An 18,837-nucleotide genomic window follows, 5' to 3' on the forward strand; every position below is an offset into this window, starting at 1 on the left:
ATTAAATTTGTCCAGAAAAAGGATTTTCGATTTCCACCACTTCTATAGAAGGGTTTTCAGCAATCAAAGCCTCAATTTCTTCTCTTTTGCAATTACCCTCCATAGGGCCTTTTTTTGAAACTGCCAAAGCACCAGCAGCATTTCCGTATATACTAGCTATTTTAATATCTTTCCCTTCACAAAGCAAGGCTAAAAATGTTCCGTCAAAACAATCACCAGCACCAGTGGGATCCACCTCGATGGTGGGGAAGGTATCTACCTTATAAGCTTGAGATTTTGTAAAAATTTCTGTCCCCCTGGAACCATCCTTGATTACAATTACCCGATCTTTCATCCTAAATAAGTTCAATAGATTTTCATGGTACTCACCAAATAATTTTACAAGTTCACTTTTTCCTGTCAAGAGGAAATCGCAGGAACTTAAAATTTCGTTGAAGCTTTCCAAAGTTTGACCAGTTAAAAGTTCAGGGCGTATGTTGGGATCAAAGCTAATTTTTATATTATGCTTTTTGGCAAGCTTAATGCTTTTCATAATCGCACTACACATAGAGGGGCTTCCAGTTACTGAGCAACCCATAATATGAAGTATTTTAGAATTCTTTATGATTGATTCATTAATATCGTCGGGACAAAGTTCGCCGCAAGCTGCATGCTTAAAGTGGAAAATAAATTTGCGACTACCATCACTTAGATATGTGACAAATGCATTCCCCGTTGTATTTTCCTCTGTTTCAATAATATTTGAGATATCTACCCCAGAGGATTTAAGTCTATTTTTGTTAAGAAGGCCGAAGTCATCTTTCCCAATTTTTGCAATGATTGTGGTTTTTGCCCCCATTTTGGCGGCTTGATCGATTGCAATGGCAGGAGCACCACTGGGAAAAGGGCCGAGAAGGGTACCACCTGGTTCAAAAAAATCTTGATCCTTTTTTTCTGCGAGGATTTCTGCCAAAATTTCACCAATAGTAATAATATCGTACATACACATGCCTCCAAAATATAGTATAAGAATATGCAATTAAAATGTATAAAAATGTATATAAATGCATAAAACAAGCTACGCTTAGATATAGTATAATATATAAAAATTAACAGGTCAATATATTAAATTCATTTTATTTTTCCAGGCAAATTACAAAAGGGTTATTTCTTGCAGTGAAAATGATAAAATGAAAACTTGAAAAAAATTTTCTATTTTTTCTTAAAAAAGTGTCTAAAATTGTAAATAACAAAATAATTTAAAATTTTTTTTCCTGCATAGTGAAAAAAATTTCAAAATCTAAAGTATTGTGCTAATTTACTTAAAAAGAATTATGGAAATTGTAGGATTATACAAAATTGTTCAATGTGCTGTAAATAGATTGACTTTTGTCCCTCAAATTGCTATTATTCCCTTATATCCGTACTGTATATTTTAAAGGGATTGTAGTGCATAAAAAGCGGATAAATATTCAGAGAATGAAGGAGAGAGGTTTATGAAGAAGTTTTTAAGTGTATTACTTAGTGCAACATTGGTACTTAGCTTGGCTGCTTGTGGCAGTTCCAAACCTGCTAGTGCACCCGCCGAAGAAGGTGAAGGCGCTGCTGCCGAGGAAGAATTGACCTTAGGTTTTATTGTAGGTTCTAGAGAACACGTTTTCTACAATTTAATCGAAGAAGGCATCATGAATGCGTCTAAAGAATTGGGCTTTAAAGCCATTGTTTTAGACGGCGAATTAGACAGTAACGTTACATCTGACCATATCAACAACTTGGTTGCACAGGGTGTAGATGCAATTGCGCTCTCTTGTAACGATCCTGGTGGCACAACTCCTGCAATGGAAGCTGCTGATAAGGAAGGTATCCCTGTCTTTACATTCGACTGTACAAGTGAAGTAACAGATGTGGTAAAGTGCTTTGTTGGTACAGACAACGTTGAAGGCGGTAGACTTGGTGGACAGGAAACAGTAAGGCTTGCAGAAGCTGGTCAAACTGTAGGTATCATTAACTTCGATGAACCTCAATCTTGCATTGACCGTCGTACTGGATGGGAAGAAGTTGTGAAAGCTTCTGACAAACAGTTCAACATTATCGACATCGGTAACTATGAAGGGGATGCTGCAAAGGCAGAACAGTTGATGTCTGATGCATTGTCCAAAAACAATAATGACATTTCTGTAGTTTTTGCTGTTGGCGATCCCGCTGCAACAGGCGCATTGGCTGCAATCAAAGCTGCTGGTGCAAGCACAAAAGTAATTGGCTTTGATGGTAACCCTGAAGCAAAAGCAGCAATCTTGGATGCTGAAAACGGTAAATATTGGGTATCAGAAATTTCTCAGAATCCACAGGAAATTGGCAAACAAATTTCTCAGAACATGATGGATTATTTGAAAAATGGTTCCGTTGCTGAAGCAAAAATTATGATTGCACCTTACATCATTACAGCTGAAAACGCAGCTGAATAATATTTGTAATAGTTAAGTAATAGCTTTAAGATGAGTTGTCTCAACTCATCTTAAAGTTTATTATAAGGAATTTTTTAGTAGGGAAGGAAGATACAATGAATCCGTGTTTGCAAGTGAAAAATATTTCAAAAAGATTTCAAGGTGTCAAAGCCCTTACAGACGTGTCTATTAATTTTTACCCTGGAGAGATGCACTGTCTTTTGGGAGAAAATGGTGCGGGTAAATCTACTTTGATAAAAATCATTTCAGGTGTATATAGTGCTAGCGAAGGTGAAATCGTTTACAACGACCAAACTGTAAACTTTCAAAACCCACGCCAAGCATTGGATGCAGGCATTTCTGTGATCCATCAGGAGCTTAGTATCGCAAACGATTTGACAGTAGCGGAAAATATCTTCTTAGGAGCGGAACAAAGGCAAGATTTTAAAATGCTTTTGGATAGAAAACGAATGAATAAGGAAGCCCAAGATATATTGGACTTCATGAAAGTAGATATTAAGGCCACACAAATTGCAAGGGAATTGACAGCAGCGCAACAGCAAATGGTAGAAATTGCAAAAGTTATGACTAAAAAATCCAAAGTCGTAATTATGGATGAACCTACATCCTCATTGTCAGAGCTTGAAATTAACGCGTTGTTTGAACAGATTAGAATTCTAAAGGAACAAAATGTTGCTATTATTTACATTACACACAGGCTAAAAGAAATGTTTGTAATGGGCGAAAAAGTTACGGTTTTACGAGATGGCTGTAAAGTAGATACGTTTCAAATTGCTGATGTAACTGAAAAAGAATTGGTTGCCAGCATGGTAGGGCGAGAAATAAAAGACTATTACAATAGACAGGAACATATAGCAAAAGAAGAATTACTTAGAGTAGAAGGCCTTACCGGTAAAAACGGTGAATTTAAGAATATTTCTTTTACTGCTCACGCAGGAGAAATCCTGGGATTTGCTGGGTTAGTTGGTGCTGGACGTACAGAAGTAATGGAGGCTATCTTTGGAGCAAGGGCATATTCCCAAGGGAAAATTTTTATTTCTGGTAAGGAAGTTGCTTTTAAAAGTCCCATTGAAGCCATCAACGCGCACATTGGGTTTGTTACCGAGGATAGAAGACGTACAGGCTTAATGCTAAATGCAATGATAAAAAATAACATTGTGTTACCGAGTCTTAATAATCACTGCAAAAAGTTTGGGTTTTTAGACCTTTTGTGGGAAAAAGAAGTTAGCGAAGATTACGTTGAAAAACTTAAAGTGAGAACTCCTGGAATCACAACAGAAATTGCTAACCTTTCGGGAGGAAATCAGCAAAAAGTAATTTTAGCTAAGTGGTTGCTGGCAAATTCCAAAATCTTAATTTTGGACGAACCAACAAGAGGCATTGACGTAAATGCTAAATCGGAGTTTTATGCCCTGATGAATGCTTTCGTTGCAAATGGTGGATGCATTATCATGGTTTCTTCTGAACTGCCAGAAATTTTAGGAAACAGTGACCGTATTATAGTTATGAGAGAAGGCGAAATTGCAGGTGAATTACACTATAAAGACGCAACAGAGCAGAATGTAATTGAGCTTGCTAGTTTACATAGTAAAAATACTGAAGAATAGTTATTGAGAGGTATATGATATGGAAAAATTGAAAGCATGGCTAAAGAAAAATATGGTTATTGTGTTTTTAATCTGTTTGTGTATTGGGTTTGGCGTGACAACAGACACATTTTTCACAACAAAAAATGTTATGAACTTGACCTCACAAATGGCTATTAATGCACTTTTGGCTACCGGACTTACATATGTAATTATTTTAGGTGGTATTGATATTTCTGTTGGTTCAGTAGCTGCGCTTGCAGGCGTTTTTTCTGCAATGGTTGGGCTTAAGTTCCCTGAAATGTCAGTATTTCTGTCGATTGTTATTCTTGTTGTTTCAGCTCTTATTGTAGGTGGTATTTGTGGTTTTTTCAATGGTATTATGATAACAAAGTTTAAAGTGGTTCCAATGATTACCACACTGGCAACCATGACCATCGCAAGGGGCGTTACATATATCGTTACAGGGGGAACGGCTGTGTTTGGCTTACCTTCCCAGTTTTCATGGTTAGGAGCAGGTCGACTGCTGACAACAGAATCACATCCCAATGGAGTCATACCTATAATAACGATTTTTACAGTTATTATTGTAGCGTTGATGCACATATTGTTGTCCAAAACTGTTTTTGGTAGACATGTATATGCAACAGGTTCTAATTTGCAGGTTGCTCACCTAAGTGGTATAAATACCAACAGGGTAATTCTAAAATCCCATATTTTATGTTCTATTATGGCAGCCCTGGGTGGTGTTTTGGTTGCTTCTAAGTTGCAAAATGGACAGCCAGGTGCTTGTGAGGGATATGAAATGTACGCCATTGCATCTACTGTTTTGGGCGGAACTAGTCTTTCTGGCGGTAGCGGCTCAGTTGGTCGTGCCATGTTTGGTGTTGCAATTATTGCTGTTATCAATAATGGTATGAACTTATTATCTATTTCTTCTTACTGGCAGAAAGTAGTAATCGGAAGTATAATTTTATTGGCTGTTATCTTTGATATGGCGCAAAAGAAAAAGGTTTAATGCTTAGAAAAGGGTGTATCATGAAATTTTATTTGATTTTAGACATAGGCGGAACAAAAACTTCTGGAGCTTTATTTACACAAGATGGCAAAATCGTCGATGATTATGTGCACGTCGCACCCTCTAAAACCTTTTTGGGAGAAGAAGCAGTATATGAAAATACTAAAGATGTGCTGTTGCATATTATAGATCATTTTTCTGTAAAAAAAGAGGACATTATGGGAATAGGTGTTGGTAGCCCTGGCCCTTTAGATGCAGAAAAAGGGATTATCATCCATGCCCCTTTGATGGGGTGGCACGATTTTCCCATTGTACAGCGCTTGGAAGCAGATTTTGGCACAAAAGTTATGCTGGATAACGATGGTAACCTAGGTGCACTTGCCGAGGTGCGAATGGGTGTGGCCAAAGGTTTGCAAAATGTGCTTTATATGACTGTGAGCACGGGTTGCGGCGGTGGCATTGTTGTAAATGGTGAAGTATATCGAGGCAGTTCCTGCGGGGCCGGTGAAGTTGGGCATATGTCCATTATGCCGGAGGGGTTGAAATGCCCTTGTGGCAGCGTGGGTTGCTTTGAACTTTATGCATCAGGAACGGCCATTAATAATCGTATACGTGATGATTTGCAAAAAGGTATTCAAAGTAAAGTTTTCGATATGGCAAGCCATAATCCAAAGAAATTGAATGGAAAGCTGCTAAATGAAGCGGCAACCCTTGGTGATGCTTATGCTCTTGATGTTTATCGCAAAGAAGGGTATTATTTGGGGGTTGGGATTGCTAACCAGTTTAACTTCTTTAATCCCGATACCATCGTCCTAGGCGGTGGCGTTACGAAAGCAAAGCAGTTTTTTCATGAAACTTTGATGGAGACATTAAAAGAACGTTGTATTCAACCAATCGACGATAGTTCTGTAAGGTATTCAATAATGAATGATAGGGTAGTGCTTTACGGTGCATATTGCATGATTAAAGAATATACAGATAAAAATTATAGAGATAGGAGTGTTTAAAATGGGAGATGTGAAAATGAGAGGTTTAGTGACTTTAAAAGAAATTTTAGAGAATACAAGAAAAGAAGGGTATGCAGTTGGTGGCTTTAACTTTAACAGCTACGAAGATGCACAAGGTATTATCAATGGTGCAGCAGAAAAAAATTCACCTGTGATTTTGATGGCATCTATGGGTGCTTGCAAGTATATTGGTTTGCATCAAACAGTAGGAATGATAAAAGGAATGGCAGCGTCTGTCGATATTCCTGTTTGCTTACATTTAGACCATGCAACAGATAAGGATTTTATCAAAGAAGCGATTAAGGCGGGCTTCTCATCTGTTATGATTGATGCTTCTGCACAAGACTTTGAAACAAACATTAGAGATACCAAAGAAATTGTTGACTTTGCGAAGGATTATCATTGTTCCGTTGAATCCGAGCTTGGTAAAGTAGGCGGTAAGGAAGAGAACATCGTTGTTTCAGATGAAAAAGCAACATTTACACAGCCTGCTGATGTACCTCGCTTTGTGGAAGAAACAGGAATTGACGCTTTGGCCATTGCTTTTGGCTCTGTTCACGGTTTCTATAAAAGCGAGCCAAAGCTGGACTTTGAAAGATTGGAAGAAATCGCAAAAATTACCGATTGCCCCTTGGTATTGCATGGCGGCACCGGGATTCCCGTGGAAGACTTCAAAAAATGCGTTAAATATGGCATTAGTAAAATAAACGTTGGTACAGAATTGAAAAAGACCTATACTGACACAGTAAGAAAAATGTGCAACGACCTACCTGAAAAAGAGGTTGATCCCAGAAAATATATGGGACCTGTAAAGGACGCTTGCGCAGAGGTTGTCAAAGGCAAAGTTGATGTATTCGGCAGTGCCAACAAAGGTTGATAAGAGGGAATGCCGATGAATATTGCTGTGATTACCAGCGGCGGGGATTCTTCGGGAATGAATCCTTGTCTTGCTCAGATTGTAAAATATGCAACGCAACAAGGTCACGTCATCTATGGGTACAAACGTGGTTTTTTGGGGATTCGGGATAACGACTATACCATACTTCGTCCCTGCGATGTGCAAGATTGGCACAAAAAAGGGGGGACCGAGCTTCGTACAGGCAGATTTCCAGAACTAAAAAAAGAAGAAAACCAAGTACATTTAATTGCTCAGTTGGCAAAAAACAATATTGATGCATTGATTGTTTTGGGTGGTGACGGTAGTTTCAAAGGTGCAAGGGCTTTAAGTGGTCTAAACCCAAACATGAATATAATAGGAATACCTTGTACAATTGATAATAACATATTCGGTAGTGACTATACCCTAGGCTATGATACAGCCTTAAATAAACAAGTAGATTATCTAGATGGTATTAGTGACACAGGAATGGCATTGCCAGGTAGAGTTTTTTTTGTAGAAACCCTTGGTGCTTGGGATGGATATTTGACCCATAGCTCAGTGTTAATGGGGATGGCGGATTTCAGTGTTTTGGTGGAAAAACCTATGACCAACGAAGAAATCGCCCAAGAGGTTATGCGTATTCGCAACAGTGGAGATAAAGACTATATTGTGGTAATGTTTGCCGAGGGTGATAGCGAGAATACAATCACTAGAATGGTGGATGCTGCCAATTACGTAAAAGAAAACCTGGGTTTAAATGTAAAATGCAACCTTGTAGGTTTTCAACAGCGAGGCGGTGTGCCTACGGCAACAGACCGTTTAAGGGCAGCAGGGTTTGCAAAATATGCTGTGGATGCTGTAACCAAAAAAATTCAGAATGTTTATGTAGTATATGCAGATGGGAAATATCAATATTTGGATATTGAGCATGCATTCCAAAGAAAAGTTTTTGACGAATTCGAAATAAACTAACAAAGGTTTGGTGTATCATGGAAAACATATTAAAACAAATGATGAAAGGCAACAACAATGACTGTGGCATAGCGTCTTATTGCACTGCGAATGCATTGGTAATTGAGGCACTGCTATTATATGCGAAAAAAAACCAGACCCCTGTTTTGATTGAAGCTACGGCCAATCAGGTCAATCAATATGGTGGATACACAGGAATGACTCCCCAGGATTTTACTGATTTTGTTTACCGAATTGGAGACCAAATGGGTTGTAGCAGAAATCTTATCATTTTAGGAGGGGACCATCTAGGTCCCCTTACTTTTAAAGATCTCTCAGAAGATGAAGCCATGGAAAAAGCAAAAGTATTGGTAAGAGCATATGTAAAAGCAGGTTTCACGAAGATTCATTTGGATACGAGTATGAAATTAGCAAGTGACAATAAGGACAAAGAATTACCTACTATCACCATTGCAAAAAGAGGTGCCCAGTTATATCAAGCCTGTATGGAAGCCTTCGGCGAGATGGAGGAGAAACATACACAAAGGCCTGTGTTCATTATTGGCAGTGAAGTACCCATCCCTGGTGGTGCAACAGAGGTGGAAGAGGGTATTTCTGTCACTAAGGCAGCTGATTTCATTGATACAGTTGAAACATATAAGTCTGTTTTTCAGGAACATGGTTTAGCTGATGGATGGGAAAACATTATTGCCGTGGTGGTGCAGCCTGGTGTAGAGTTTGGAGATTCTCAGGTGTTTTTATATAATCGTGAGGAGGCAACTAGCCTTTGTAATAGCCTAAAAGACTATCCCACTTTGGTGTTTGAAGGGCACTCCACTGATTATCAAACAAAAGAAAAGCTGAAAGAAATGGTGGAAGATGGGATTTTGATCTTAAAAGTTGGGCCTGCTCTTACCTTTCGCCTAAGAGAAGCACTTTTTTCCCTTAGTATGATTGAAAAGGAATTGGTACCAGAACAAAAACAAGCAAAATTTATTGAAACCTTGGATGAAGTCATGGTGGAAGATCCGAAGAATTGGATTGATCACTATCATGGAACGCAAGAAGAAATAGCTTTAGCAAGAAAATACAGTTATTCTGACCGTTGTAGATATTATTTATCTAATCCTCGTTTACAAGAAACAATACATACTCTTTTTGAAAACTTGGATAGTATTAGTATTCCCCTCAATTTGCTGCATCAATATATGCCAAGTCAGTATGACAAGGTGATAAGGGGAGAGTTATTAAACTGTGCAAAGGAACTAGTTTATGATGCAATTTTGGAAGTTGTGTCTGATTATGAATATGCTGTGAAAGGATAATAAGCTCATCAGTAAGCCGAATTGAAATGTCGACAAAAAGCCCATAACAAACGTTCTTTAGTTTGTTATGGGCTTTTGACGTAGTATTTTTCAAGGTGTATAGAGAAGCTAAATATTGTTTTTTGCATCAGGAGATGATCCCCAAAATGAGATTATAATTAAATAGATGCAATTATCTTCGAAACTTTTTGTAGTATTTCCTTTTTCTAATTTATTTGACGCTATATACATAAAAAATGAATTTTTTGTGTTGTATTCTGTAAGGATTTTGATATAATAAATTTTAAATAATTATTTGAAGAGGTTAAAAGTGGAAAAAGTTTTAATAATTGATGACAGTATTTTTAACGTAAAGATGTTAAAGGATTTATTGGATAAAGAATATAAAATAATTTATGCAACAAATGGTAGCGACGGCTTTGAGATTGCCAAGGTGCAACAGCCCTCCCTCATACTCCTTGATATAGAAATGCCTGGACAAAATGGCTTTCAGATTATGGAAAAGCTACAAGAAGATAATGAAACACAACAAATTCCAGTGGTATTTCTGACGGGTGTAAATGATACAATTTCAGAGGAAAAGGCATTTTTTTGTGGTGCAGTTGATTATATCAGAAAACCATACTACGGCAACGTGGTGCGAGCTAGGGTTCGTACCCATGTAAATATGTATAGATATAGAAGAATGTTAGAAACCCAAATGTATATAGACGTTATAACAGGGTTATATACAAGGGTGCATTGTATCGGATATATGGACAAGCTATGGCAAAGTTGCATCCAAGAAAAAAATCCATTTTCATTGGGTGTTGTGGATATAGATTATTTTAAACGGGTCAATGATACATATGGTCATCAGGAAGGTGACAGGGTGCTAGGGATTGTTGCAGAAATAATGAAGGCAACTATGCCGAAAGAAAATAATTATATAGCCAGAATGGGCGGAGAGGAGTTTTTCATCCTTTTACATGGAGAAAAAAGTGCAAAAGCCGCTGAAATTATGACAACCGTTTGTAGTGCAGTGGGGCATAGAAATATACTTCAAGACGACAAAAAAAATTACATAAATGTAACCATAAGTATTGGTGGGGGAACAGTCATTCCCTCAAGTAGAGATTCCCTTAAATCGTTTATTGTGCTAGCTGATAAAATGCTATATAAAGCCAAGAATAATGGGAGAAATCAGGTTGTCTGGATGTAGTAAGTAGGGGCGCTCATTTATTTTAAGTACCATTTCATTTTAATTAAAAATACAATTTTTTATTGATAGTTCTGAAACTCTTTCGGAAAATAGAGGTCATTTATGTTGCAAATGTTTATTGAAATCCAAACATGTTTGCATTAAGCAATAAAAGAAATGGGACAAAATAGTCAATTGACCAGTTCTTTGATGCATATAAATATGTCTCATAAAAATATTATATCAAAAGGAAAAGAGTCATTTCCTCATAATTTGAGGAAAGACTCTTTTTTAGTTTACATATTTGTTTTCAAAATAAAATAACAAATACATATAATGGAGTATAAACAAGGAATTTATTAGCGATTCTTTAACTTAAACTGACCAATATGTTCTTGCAACATTTGTGCTTGCCCACTAAGTTCTTCGCTTGCTGCGGCACTTTCTTCAGCAGTTGCACTATTTGTTTGAACAACACAAGAGATTTGATCGATTCCAGTGGTAACTTGTAAGACTGCCGCTGCTTGTTCATTTGAAGCCATTGCAATTTCTTGGATTAAGTCAATCACTTTATTAGAATTGGTTACTACATTTTGCATGGACAAGGCAGTGCTTTGGGCAATGCTAGTGCCTAAGTTTACAGCTTGTACAGTTTCTTCTATCAACATAGTTGTATTTTTGGCTGCCTCCGCTGATTTTTGGGCCAAGTTTCTCACCTCATCAGCAACAACAGCAAAGCCTTTGCCTGCTGAACCTGCTCGGGCTGCTTCGATGGCAGCATTAAGAGCTAAGATATTTGTTTGAAACGCAATATCTTCGATGGTCTTTACGATTTTGCCAATTTCATTTGACTTTTCATTGATATTGCTCATGGCAACAATCATATCTTGCATTTGGTTATTGCTATCCTTCACTTCATTCCCAGCAGAGATGGACTGGGTATGAGCCAATTGTGTATTTTCAGCATTTCGTTTAATCTGATGTGAAATTTCAGCTATGGTGGCGGAGAGTTCTTCGACGCTACTAGCTTGTTCCGTTGCTCCTTGAGCCAGAGTTTGTGCACCTATAGAAACTTGGTTTGAGCCAATGGAAACTTGCTCGGATGACAGTTTGATGCCGCCAATGAGATAAGTAAGTTTTTCTGAAAGTTGATTCAGAGCATCTTTAATTTTTGAAAATTCCCCTGAATAATCATTCATTAAATGGATATCTAAATTACCACTTTGTAGTTCATTTAAAACCGAGGTTATCTCTGATATATAAATTTGGTAATTTTTGAGTTGTTCTACTAACTTTTTCAAATAGATTGCGAGAGCTCCAATTTCATTTTTACTCTGAATGTTAATTGTTTCATCCAAGGCACCATTGGCCATGCGCTCTACTACCCTGGTAAGAGACACAATGGGTTTGGCAATGCGATTACCAAGGAAGAAAGAAATTAATAACATGACTAGGGTTGCTCCTAACATAAACAATGCTAAAATTAGTTTTATTGTGTCAAGCTTACCGTAAATTTCATCATAAGTGGGTGTAACACAGATATTCCACCCGTTTGTAGATAGGGATGAATACCCTAATAAAAGATAATTACTGTTAATTTTTTCATTAATAAAACCACTTTTATTGATGCTTAAATTGCTTATAACAGTTGAATATAGGCTGTTTTCGATTTCTCCAAAGTTTTCTCCATTGGTGTAGTTTGGATGGTATAAAATCTTCCCATCTGCATTTATTAAATAGGAATCACCATTATGATACTTCTGATTCTGCACCAATAAATTATTGAGATAATCAAAGTCAAAATCCACACCAATAATACCAAAGTTTTGGCCACCCTCTAAGTAAAATGGAATAACAAAGGAAACAATGGTTTTATCAATGTTTGCGTTGTAGTAAGGTTCCATCCAAATTGGTTGTTTGTTACGCAAGGGGGTATAGAACCATCCTACATGCTCAGTATCACTAGCTTCGTATTGAAGCAAATCTGTGGGCGTAATAGCTTCAAGGCTTCCGTTATTATCTGAATCCGTATAGAAGGTGCCTGAGGTACCATAGGTTAATGCGGGGTCATAGCGAATGTAGGAAGCCACCAACCCATCAATATCCTTTGTTGCTTCTACCACCAAATGGTTCATGTCATTTTCAAAAGAGCTAAAATATTCCATATCTTTTGCAAGAATCTCATCATCGTCAGAAAGCTCTGTAACCATTGTTTCAAGCATTTTTACCTTTGTTTCAATATTTGAAAGAACCGAGTCAATGGAATTTGCAGTTTGAATCGCGGAAGCCATCATTTCATCATTCCCGCTATCCGTTGTTGTATTGCTTAAATATGTAATAAAGGAAATTCCTAAAACTATAAATACCACTAGGATTGGGAAAAGAATAGAAAAAGCTAAATTATTTCGAATGGATTTCATTGTACACTACCTCTCTTTTTTTGATGATTTGAATTAATTTTGTTAAATTTTGTTTGTAGAATGCTAAAAAAGATGGGAATCAAGTATATTCTTTTGTCTCTTGTTGAAGTTGTTGTCTATCTCAAGACAGACAAAACTTATAAAATAAATTTTTATTAAAGTTGTATCATTAAAGTTGTTTTTACAGAAAAAATCCATCTTTAATTGTTACTCATGCATAAATGAAATCCCCCTTTTTTTAAAATCTAACAAAATTCAGGTTTTAATTTAATAATCGACATAATAAAAATATAAATAATAACTTATATATAAAAAATAAGTTAAGTTGTAAAATTTTTATTGTTCGGGGTAAAAACATAATTCTACAATTATTAGAAATGAAAAGGGTTTCCTGTGATATTAGGATTGGGACCCTTAAACTTGCTACGAATTACTTAGATTTAACTTTCTTAAAGGCTACAATTATTCGCATTTTGTTTTTTTTGAAGGTCATATTGTAAAAATCAAAAATATAAATTGACAACAAAATTTCGGCATGTTAAAATCAATCCATAGATTATATGACTGACGGAACAGTGGGGTTAACCACGTGAAGTATAATCGCTAAAACAAGCCGACCGTCTGGGCAGAAAAAGCCCGGATTGTCGGCTTTTTCTATTTCAAAAAAATTGATTTAGAAAGAGGTGATTATGTGCAAAAAGGAAAAATTCACTCTATTGAGTCGATGGGCCTGGTAGATGGACCAGGGATAAGAACGGTTCTCTTTTTTCAAGGTTGTAAGCTGCGGTGTAAGTACTGTCATAACCCAGATACTTGGAATATCCAAGGTGGTAAAGAAATGGAAGTAAGCCAAATCATAAAAATGTTGAAACGATATCAGCCTTATTATGGAGAGAAAGGTGGAATTACTTGTTCTGGCGGTGAGCCCCTTCTACAGATTGAATTTCTGACAGAATTATTCCGTGCATGCAAAAATGAAAAGATTTCAACCTGCCTTGATACAGCGGGGTATGGAAATGGGAATTTTGATGAATTACTGGCTTACACTGATTTGGTAATATTGGATATCAAACACTACTTAGCAGAGGATTTTAACGCAATAACAGGTGGAGATGATACCATTCCTTTAAAGTTCTTAGCTGCATTGAAAAAGAAGGGGACACCCCTCTGGATTCGCCACGTAGTAGTGCCAAATTTAACAGATTCCAAGGAGCATATCCGCGGCCTTGGAGAGTATATAAAGACAATTCCAAATGTACAGAAGGTAGAGTTATTGCCATATCATAACTTAGGGGTGGACAAACATAAAGTAATGGGTTTCAAATATCCCCTAGAAGATACGTTGCCAATGTGTAAAGAAAAAACAAGACAACTTCAGACGATGATTTCAGATATTGTAGCGTTAGAAACCAGAAAGGATTGATATTATGAATACAACAGCATGGCAGGGTTTTCAGACTGGAAAATGGACCAAAGAAATTGATGTTCGAAACTTTATTCAAAAGAATTTTGCGCTCTACGAAGGTGATGATTCCTTTTTAGAAGGTGTAACAGATAAGACGAAAAAGCTTTGGGACAAATGCCACGCATTAATTATCGAAGAAATGAAAAACGGTATTTTAGATGTGGAAACAAATCTTATTTCTGGTATAGACAATTTTGCACCAGGTTATATTGATAAAGAAAATGAAGTCATTCTTGGCTTGCAAACAGATGCCCCATTAAAAAGAATTGTAAACTTATATGGTGGATTGAAAATGGCAACTAGTGCCCTGGAACAGTATGGCTACAAACTTAACCCACAGGTTGAAAATGACTTTCATTGTTACAGAAAATCACATAATGAAGGCGTTTTTGATGCATACCCGGAAAGAACCAAAGTAGCCAGACATGTAGGTTTATTAACAGGTTTGCCAGATGCTTACGGACGTGGTCGTGTGATTGGCGATTACAGAAGAGTTTCCCTGTATGGTGTTGACTTTTTAATGCAGGAAAAAGAAAAAGAATTAGCAACCTTTGATGGGGCAATGACAGATGAACGTATCCGTACCAGAGAAGAATTAAGTATGCAAATGAAGGCTTTAGAAGAAATGAAATCCATGGCCTCAAATTATGGAGTGGATATCAGTAATCCCGCTACAAATGCCAAAGAGGCAGTACAATTTTTGTATATGGCTTATCTTGCAGGAGTGAAAGAAAATAACGGTGCCGCAATCTCTTTGGGTCGCACTTCCACCTTTTTAGATATTTATATTGAAAGGGACTTGCAAAATGGTACCCTAACTGAAAAAGAAGCCCAAGAATTGATCGATCAGTTTATCATTAAGTTAAGATTAGTGCGTCACCTGAGAACCCCAGAATATAACGAACTTTTCGGTGGCGACCCAACATGGATTACAGAGGCTATTGGTGGTATTAGTGTCAATGGAACACCCCTTGTGACAAAGAATTCCTTCCGCTACCTACATACGCTTTCTAATCTAGGGACTGCCCCAGAACCTAACATGACAGTTTTATGGAGTCGTGATTTACCCTATGCCTTTAAAAAATACTGTGCTAAGATGAGTATTGAAACCGATTCCATTCAGTATGAGAATGATGATGTAATGCGTCCCTTATATGGTGATGATTATGCTATTTCCTGCTGTGTATCTGCCATGCGCGTAGGAAAACAAATGCAATTTTTTGGGGCCAGAGCCAATATTGCAAAATCTTTGTTATTGGCACTGAACGGTGGCATAGACGAATTACAAAAGGTTATGGTGGTACCAGGAATTGCGCCAATTGCAAATGATGTTTTAGAATTTGACGCTGTGTTTGACCGATATAAAAAAGTATTGGAATATGTAGCAGAATTATATGTTGATAGCATCAACATCATTCACTATATGCACGATAAATATGCCTATGAAGCAAGTCAGATGGCCCTACATGATAGAGATGTAGAACGTTTGACTGCCTTTGGCATTGCAGGCATCTCCGTGGTGGCTGACTCCCTTTCTGCCATCAAATATGCAAAAGTTAGACCTGTGCGTGATGAGGATGGAGTGACCGTGGATTTTAAGGTTGAAGGGGATTACCCCAAATACGGCAATGATGATGATAGGGTGGATGATCTTGCGGTTGAGGTAGCAACGTATTTTTCTGATGCATTAAAGAAACACCCTATTTACCGTAATGCAAAACACACTTTGTCAGCCCTTACTATAACTAGTAATGTTATGTATGGAAAGAAAACAGGCACCACTCCTGACGGCAGAAAGCATGGTGAACCTTTAGCACCGGGAGCGAACCCTATGCATGGACGTGACGAAAATGGGGCTTTAGCTTCTCTAAATTCTGTGGCCAAAATCCCCTATAGAAATGTTTGCCAAGATGGGGTTTCCAACACTTTTTCCATTGTGCCTGATGCACTAGGTAAAGAGGGTGAGCAGCAGATTGAAAATCTTATTCATATCTTAGATGGATATTTCATGCAAGGAGCCCATCATTTAAATGTCAATGTAATGAATCGGGATATTTTAATAGATGCAATGGAAAACCCTGAAAAATATCCTACCTTAACAATAAGAGTTTCTGGATATGCCGTAAACTTCAATCGTCTTACCAGAGATCAGCAAATGGAAGTCATCAAAAGAACATTCCACGAAACAATCTAACACAAATGCAAAAACAACCGCTCTAGGTCCATGAGCGGTTGTTTTTTTATGCTTAGTATCATCGTTTTATCGTAAGTTCGTGCCTCTTATTTCGGATACAAATTACTCTCGACGAAGCTTTGCTCTGGTGGCACAAAACTCAACGGGTAAATCTTCGTTTTTCATATTTTCTGGAACAGTAGTACTGCCAGTTTCCTGGGCTGTTTCATAGAACCAACATTTAAAATTTATCACATCAAGAGTTTCTTGTAGTTCCGCCATTTGCTTTTCTACTTCCTGTTTTCTTTTTCTAAAGAGTTGCAACCGATCATCTATGGTATCGTCTCCTTGGATAACCATATAGATAAATTCACGTATGTCTTTTATCTGCATTCCAGTAGTCTTTAGACATTCGATGATTTTCAGAAATTCGTAATCTTCTTCTTTAAATACTCTCATGCCCCCATGAGAACGCTCCATAAAAGGTAAGAGTCCTTCTTTATCATAATATCTAAGCGTAGAGGACGCCACCCCTAATTGTTTTGCCATTTCTCCAATGGAATAGTGCATTTTAAAGCCTCCTATAAAAATACTTCATTCAACAAAAAAAGTTCTTGACTTAAAGTTAACTTTAACTTCTACAATACTATTGAGTCTATTTTACGAGATTTTAAAAGTTGATGCAAGGTGATGTTTTAAAACATGGCAAGAGACTTGTGCTTATTCCCCTAGGCAAATCACTCAAGAAGCACACTAAGTTTTAAGAAAATAACTAAACCAACTTTTCTTGGGCAAGCTTTCATTTTTTTGTTATAGGGGATACTCACAGCATAGTTGAGGCCAGGCTAGAAGGTGAGAGTTTCTAGCAGATGCGGCAACAGGTCTGCAAATGTATGGTATTGCCATGGTGCTGAAAAGACTCATATTTTTGGCACAGAGCATTAGAAGTAGCAAAAGTAGTTGAAACAAATCAGTGCTCAGTATCGGCTCAAATAAAGGGCTACATAAAATAAAAAAAGGAGAATTAGGTATGTTAGGAAAATTTAGCTATTCGAACCCAACAAAATTATATTTTGGAGAAAATGCAATCACTTCTCTGCGTAAAGAATTACCCCAATATGGAAAAAATGTGCTATTGGTTTATGGTGGTGGCTCCATCAAGAAAAACGGAATCTACGATAAGGTCATTGAATTGTTAAAAGAAAGCGGCAAAGAAATTGTGGAAGACCCAGGAGTCATGCCAAACCCAACTGTTGAAAAGCTTTATGAAGGTTGTAAGCGTGCAAAAGAGGGTAAAGTTGACTTTATTTTGGCGGTAGGCGGTGGATCTGTTTGTGATTACGCAAAGGCTGTTTCCGTTTCTGTTCATTGCCAAGAAGACCCATGGGAAAAATACTATCTGCGTATGGAAGATGTGGACAATGAAATTATCCCCGTTGGTTGTGTGTTAACAATGGTTGGTACGGGTTCTGAAATGAATGGTGGTTCTGTTATTACCAACTATGAAAGCAAGCTGAAAATTGGCCATGTATTTCGTGAGAATGTCTTCCCCAAATTTTCAATACTAGATCCAACTTACACCTTCACTTTGCCCAAATACCAAATGGTTGCTGGATTTTATGACATAATGAGCCATATTTTAGAGCAGTATTTTTCTGGCGAGGACGACAACACCTCCGATTATATCATGGAAGGGTTAATGATATCGCTGATTCATAGTTCAAAAATTGCTGTAGAAAAACCAACAGATTATGAGGCAAGAAGTAATATTATGTGGACAGCCACCTGGGCTTTAAATACCCTCGTAGCAAAGGGGAAGACTACTGACTGGATGGTTCATATGCTTGGGCAATCCGTAGGAGCTTACACCAATGCTACCCATGGCATGACCCTTGCTGCGGTCTCTATGGCCTATTATAAAATCATCTTACCTTACGGCTTGGCCAAGTTTAAGCGTTTTGCAACAAACGTTTGGGATGTGAATCCAGAAGGTAAGTCTGACATCCAAGTTGCCCATGAAGGTCTTGAAAGAATGGAAGGGTATATGAAGGAAATGGGCCTTGTCATGAACCTGAAGGAATTGGGCGTTACCGAAGATATGATTGAGGGTATCGCTAAAGGTACATTTATACTTTCTGGTGGATATAAAGAATTAACATACGACGAAGTAGTTACTATTTTGAAAAACAGTATGGGTTAAGGGAAAATGTCATTGGTTCTAAAAAGTTAGAAAACCTATCGGTTCTATTAAGAGCTTTATCACTGGTTCAGAAAAATGTAATTTCCAGTGAGGGAAATTTGTTTTGAAATTCCATTATTCCTCATTATGCAATGTAACAAATTGAATTGATTTCTTACTGTTTAATGTATAAAAATTGAAAATAGCTT

14 protein-coding genes and 1 riboswitch are annotated in these 18,837 nt (G+C 37.3%); of the genes, 11 read left to right on the forward strand and 3 right to left on the reverse strand.

Going from position 1 to position 18,837, the window contains the following annotated elements:
- Position 1 precedes the first annotated feature (1 nt).
- Positions 2 to 982, reverse strand: a complete 981-nt coding sequence (locus ABVZ64_RS09010; RefSeq protein WP_352400684.1) for a sugar kinase — start codon at positions 980 to 982, stop codon at positions 2 to 4.
- Between the two features lie 493 nt (positions 983 to 1,475).
- Between ABVZ64_RS09010 and ABVZ64_RS09015 the strand changes: the two genes are divergently transcribed.
- The 8 genes from ABVZ64_RS09015 (at position 1,476) to ABVZ64_RS09050 (ending at position 10,412) form a co-directional block, all read left to right on the forward strand.
- The gene (locus ABVZ64_RS09015; RefSeq protein WP_352400685.1) at positions 1,476 to 2,444 is read left to right on the forward strand and encodes a substrate-binding domain-containing protein; all 969 of its coding nucleotides are present in this window, start codon (positions 1,476 to 1,478) and stop codon (positions 2,442 to 2,444) included.
- Between the two features lie 95 nt (positions 2,445 to 2,539).
- Positions 2,540 to 4,051 (forward strand): sugar ABC transporter ATP-binding protein, encoded by a 1,512-nt coding sequence (locus ABVZ64_RS09020; RefSeq protein WP_352400686.1) that lies wholly within the window; start codon positions 2,540 to 2,542, stop codon positions 4,049 to 4,051.
- 19 nt (positions 4,052 to 4,070) lie between these two features.
- Positions 4,071 to 5,048 carry an ABC transporter permease gene (locus ABVZ64_RS09025; protein WP_352400687.1) on the forward strand — a complete coding sequence of 326 codons (978 nt, stop codon included), beginning with the start codon at positions 4,071 to 4,073 and terminating at the stop codon, positions 5,046 to 5,048.
- Between the two features lie 20 nt (positions 5,049 to 5,068).
- On the forward strand, positions 5,069 to 6,055 hold the full coding sequence (locus tag ABVZ64_RS09030; RefSeq protein WP_352400688.1) for an ROK family protein: 987 nt from the start codon (positions 5,069 to 5,071) through the stop codon (positions 6,053 to 6,055).
- A gap of 1 nt (position 6,056) precedes the next feature.
- Positions 6,057 to 6,932, forward strand: coding sequence for a class II fructose-bisphosphate aldolase (locus tag ABVZ64_RS09035; RefSeq protein WP_352400689.1), 876 nt, complete (start codon positions 6,057 to 6,059; stop codon positions 6,930 to 6,932).
- Between the two features lie 15 nt (positions 6,933 to 6,947).
- A complete protein-coding gene (locus ABVZ64_RS09040; protein WP_352400690.1) occupies positions 6,948 to 7,907 on the forward strand; it encodes a 6-phosphofructokinase in 960 nt (319 codons plus the stop codon).
- Between the two features lie 17 nt (positions 7,908 to 7,924).
- Complete coding sequence (locus ABVZ64_RS09045) at positions 7,925 to 9,211, forward strand: class II D-tagatose-bisphosphate aldolase non-catalytic subunit (RefSeq protein WP_352400691.1); 1,287 nt, start codon at positions 7,925 to 7,927, stop codon at positions 9,209 to 9,211.
- Between the two features lie 310 nt (positions 9,212 to 9,521).
- Positions 9,522 to 10,412, forward strand: a complete 891-nt coding sequence (locus ABVZ64_RS09050; RefSeq protein ID WP_352400692.1) for a GGDEF domain-containing response regulator — start codon at positions 9,522 to 9,524, stop codon at positions 10,410 to 10,412.
- Positions 10,413 to 10,750: 338 nt separating this feature from the next.
- Here ABVZ64_RS09050 and ABVZ64_RS09055 read toward each other — a convergent pair whose 3' ends face one another.
- A complete protein-coding gene (locus ABVZ64_RS09055; protein WP_352400693.1) occupies positions 10,751 to 12,811 on the reverse strand; it encodes a methyl-accepting chemotaxis protein in 2,061 nt (686 codons plus the stop codon).
- Between the two features lie 550 nt (positions 12,812 to 13,361).
- Positions 13,362 to 13,445, forward strand: a riboswitch (ZMP/ZTP riboswitch).
- A 57-nt stretch (positions 13,446 to 13,502) separates the two neighbouring features.
- Here ABVZ64_RS09055 and pflA point away from each other — a divergent pair.
- Positions 13,503 to 14,234: a pyruvate formate-lyase-activating protein gene (gene pflA / locus ABVZ64_RS09060; protein ID WP_352400694.1), complete on the forward strand. Its 732-nt coding sequence runs from the start codon at positions 13,503 to 13,505 to the stop codon at positions 14,232 to 14,234.
- 4 nt (positions 14,235 to 14,238) lie between these two features.
- Positions 14,239 to 16,470: a formate C-acetyltransferase gene (gene pflB, locus ABVZ64_RS09065; protein ID WP_352400695.1), complete on the forward strand. Its 2,232-nt coding sequence runs from the start codon at positions 14,239 to 14,241 to the stop codon at positions 16,468 to 16,470.
- A gap of 102 nt (positions 16,471 to 16,572) precedes the next feature.
- Here pflB and ABVZ64_RS09070 read toward each other — a convergent pair whose 3' ends face one another.
- Positions 16,573 to 17,019 (reverse strand): MerR family transcriptional regulator, encoded by a 447-nt coding sequence (locus ABVZ64_RS09070; RefSeq protein WP_352400696.1) that lies wholly within the window; start codon positions 17,017 to 17,019, stop codon positions 16,573 to 16,575.
- 460 nt (positions 17,020 to 17,479) lie between these two features.
- On the opposite strand from ABVZ64_RS09070, the gene ABVZ64_RS09075 reads away from it, so the two are divergent.
- A complete protein-coding gene (locus tag ABVZ64_RS09075) occupies positions 17,480 to 18,649 on the forward strand; it encodes an iron-containing alcohol dehydrogenase (RefSeq protein WP_352400697.1) in 1,170 nt (389 codons plus the stop codon).
- Positions 18,650 to 18,837 lie beyond the last annotated feature (188 nt).

The organism is Anaerotignum sp. (assembly GCF_040307045.1).
Taxonomy (GTDB): Bacteria; Bacillota; Clostridia; order Lachnospirales; family Anaerotignaceae; genus Chakrabartyella.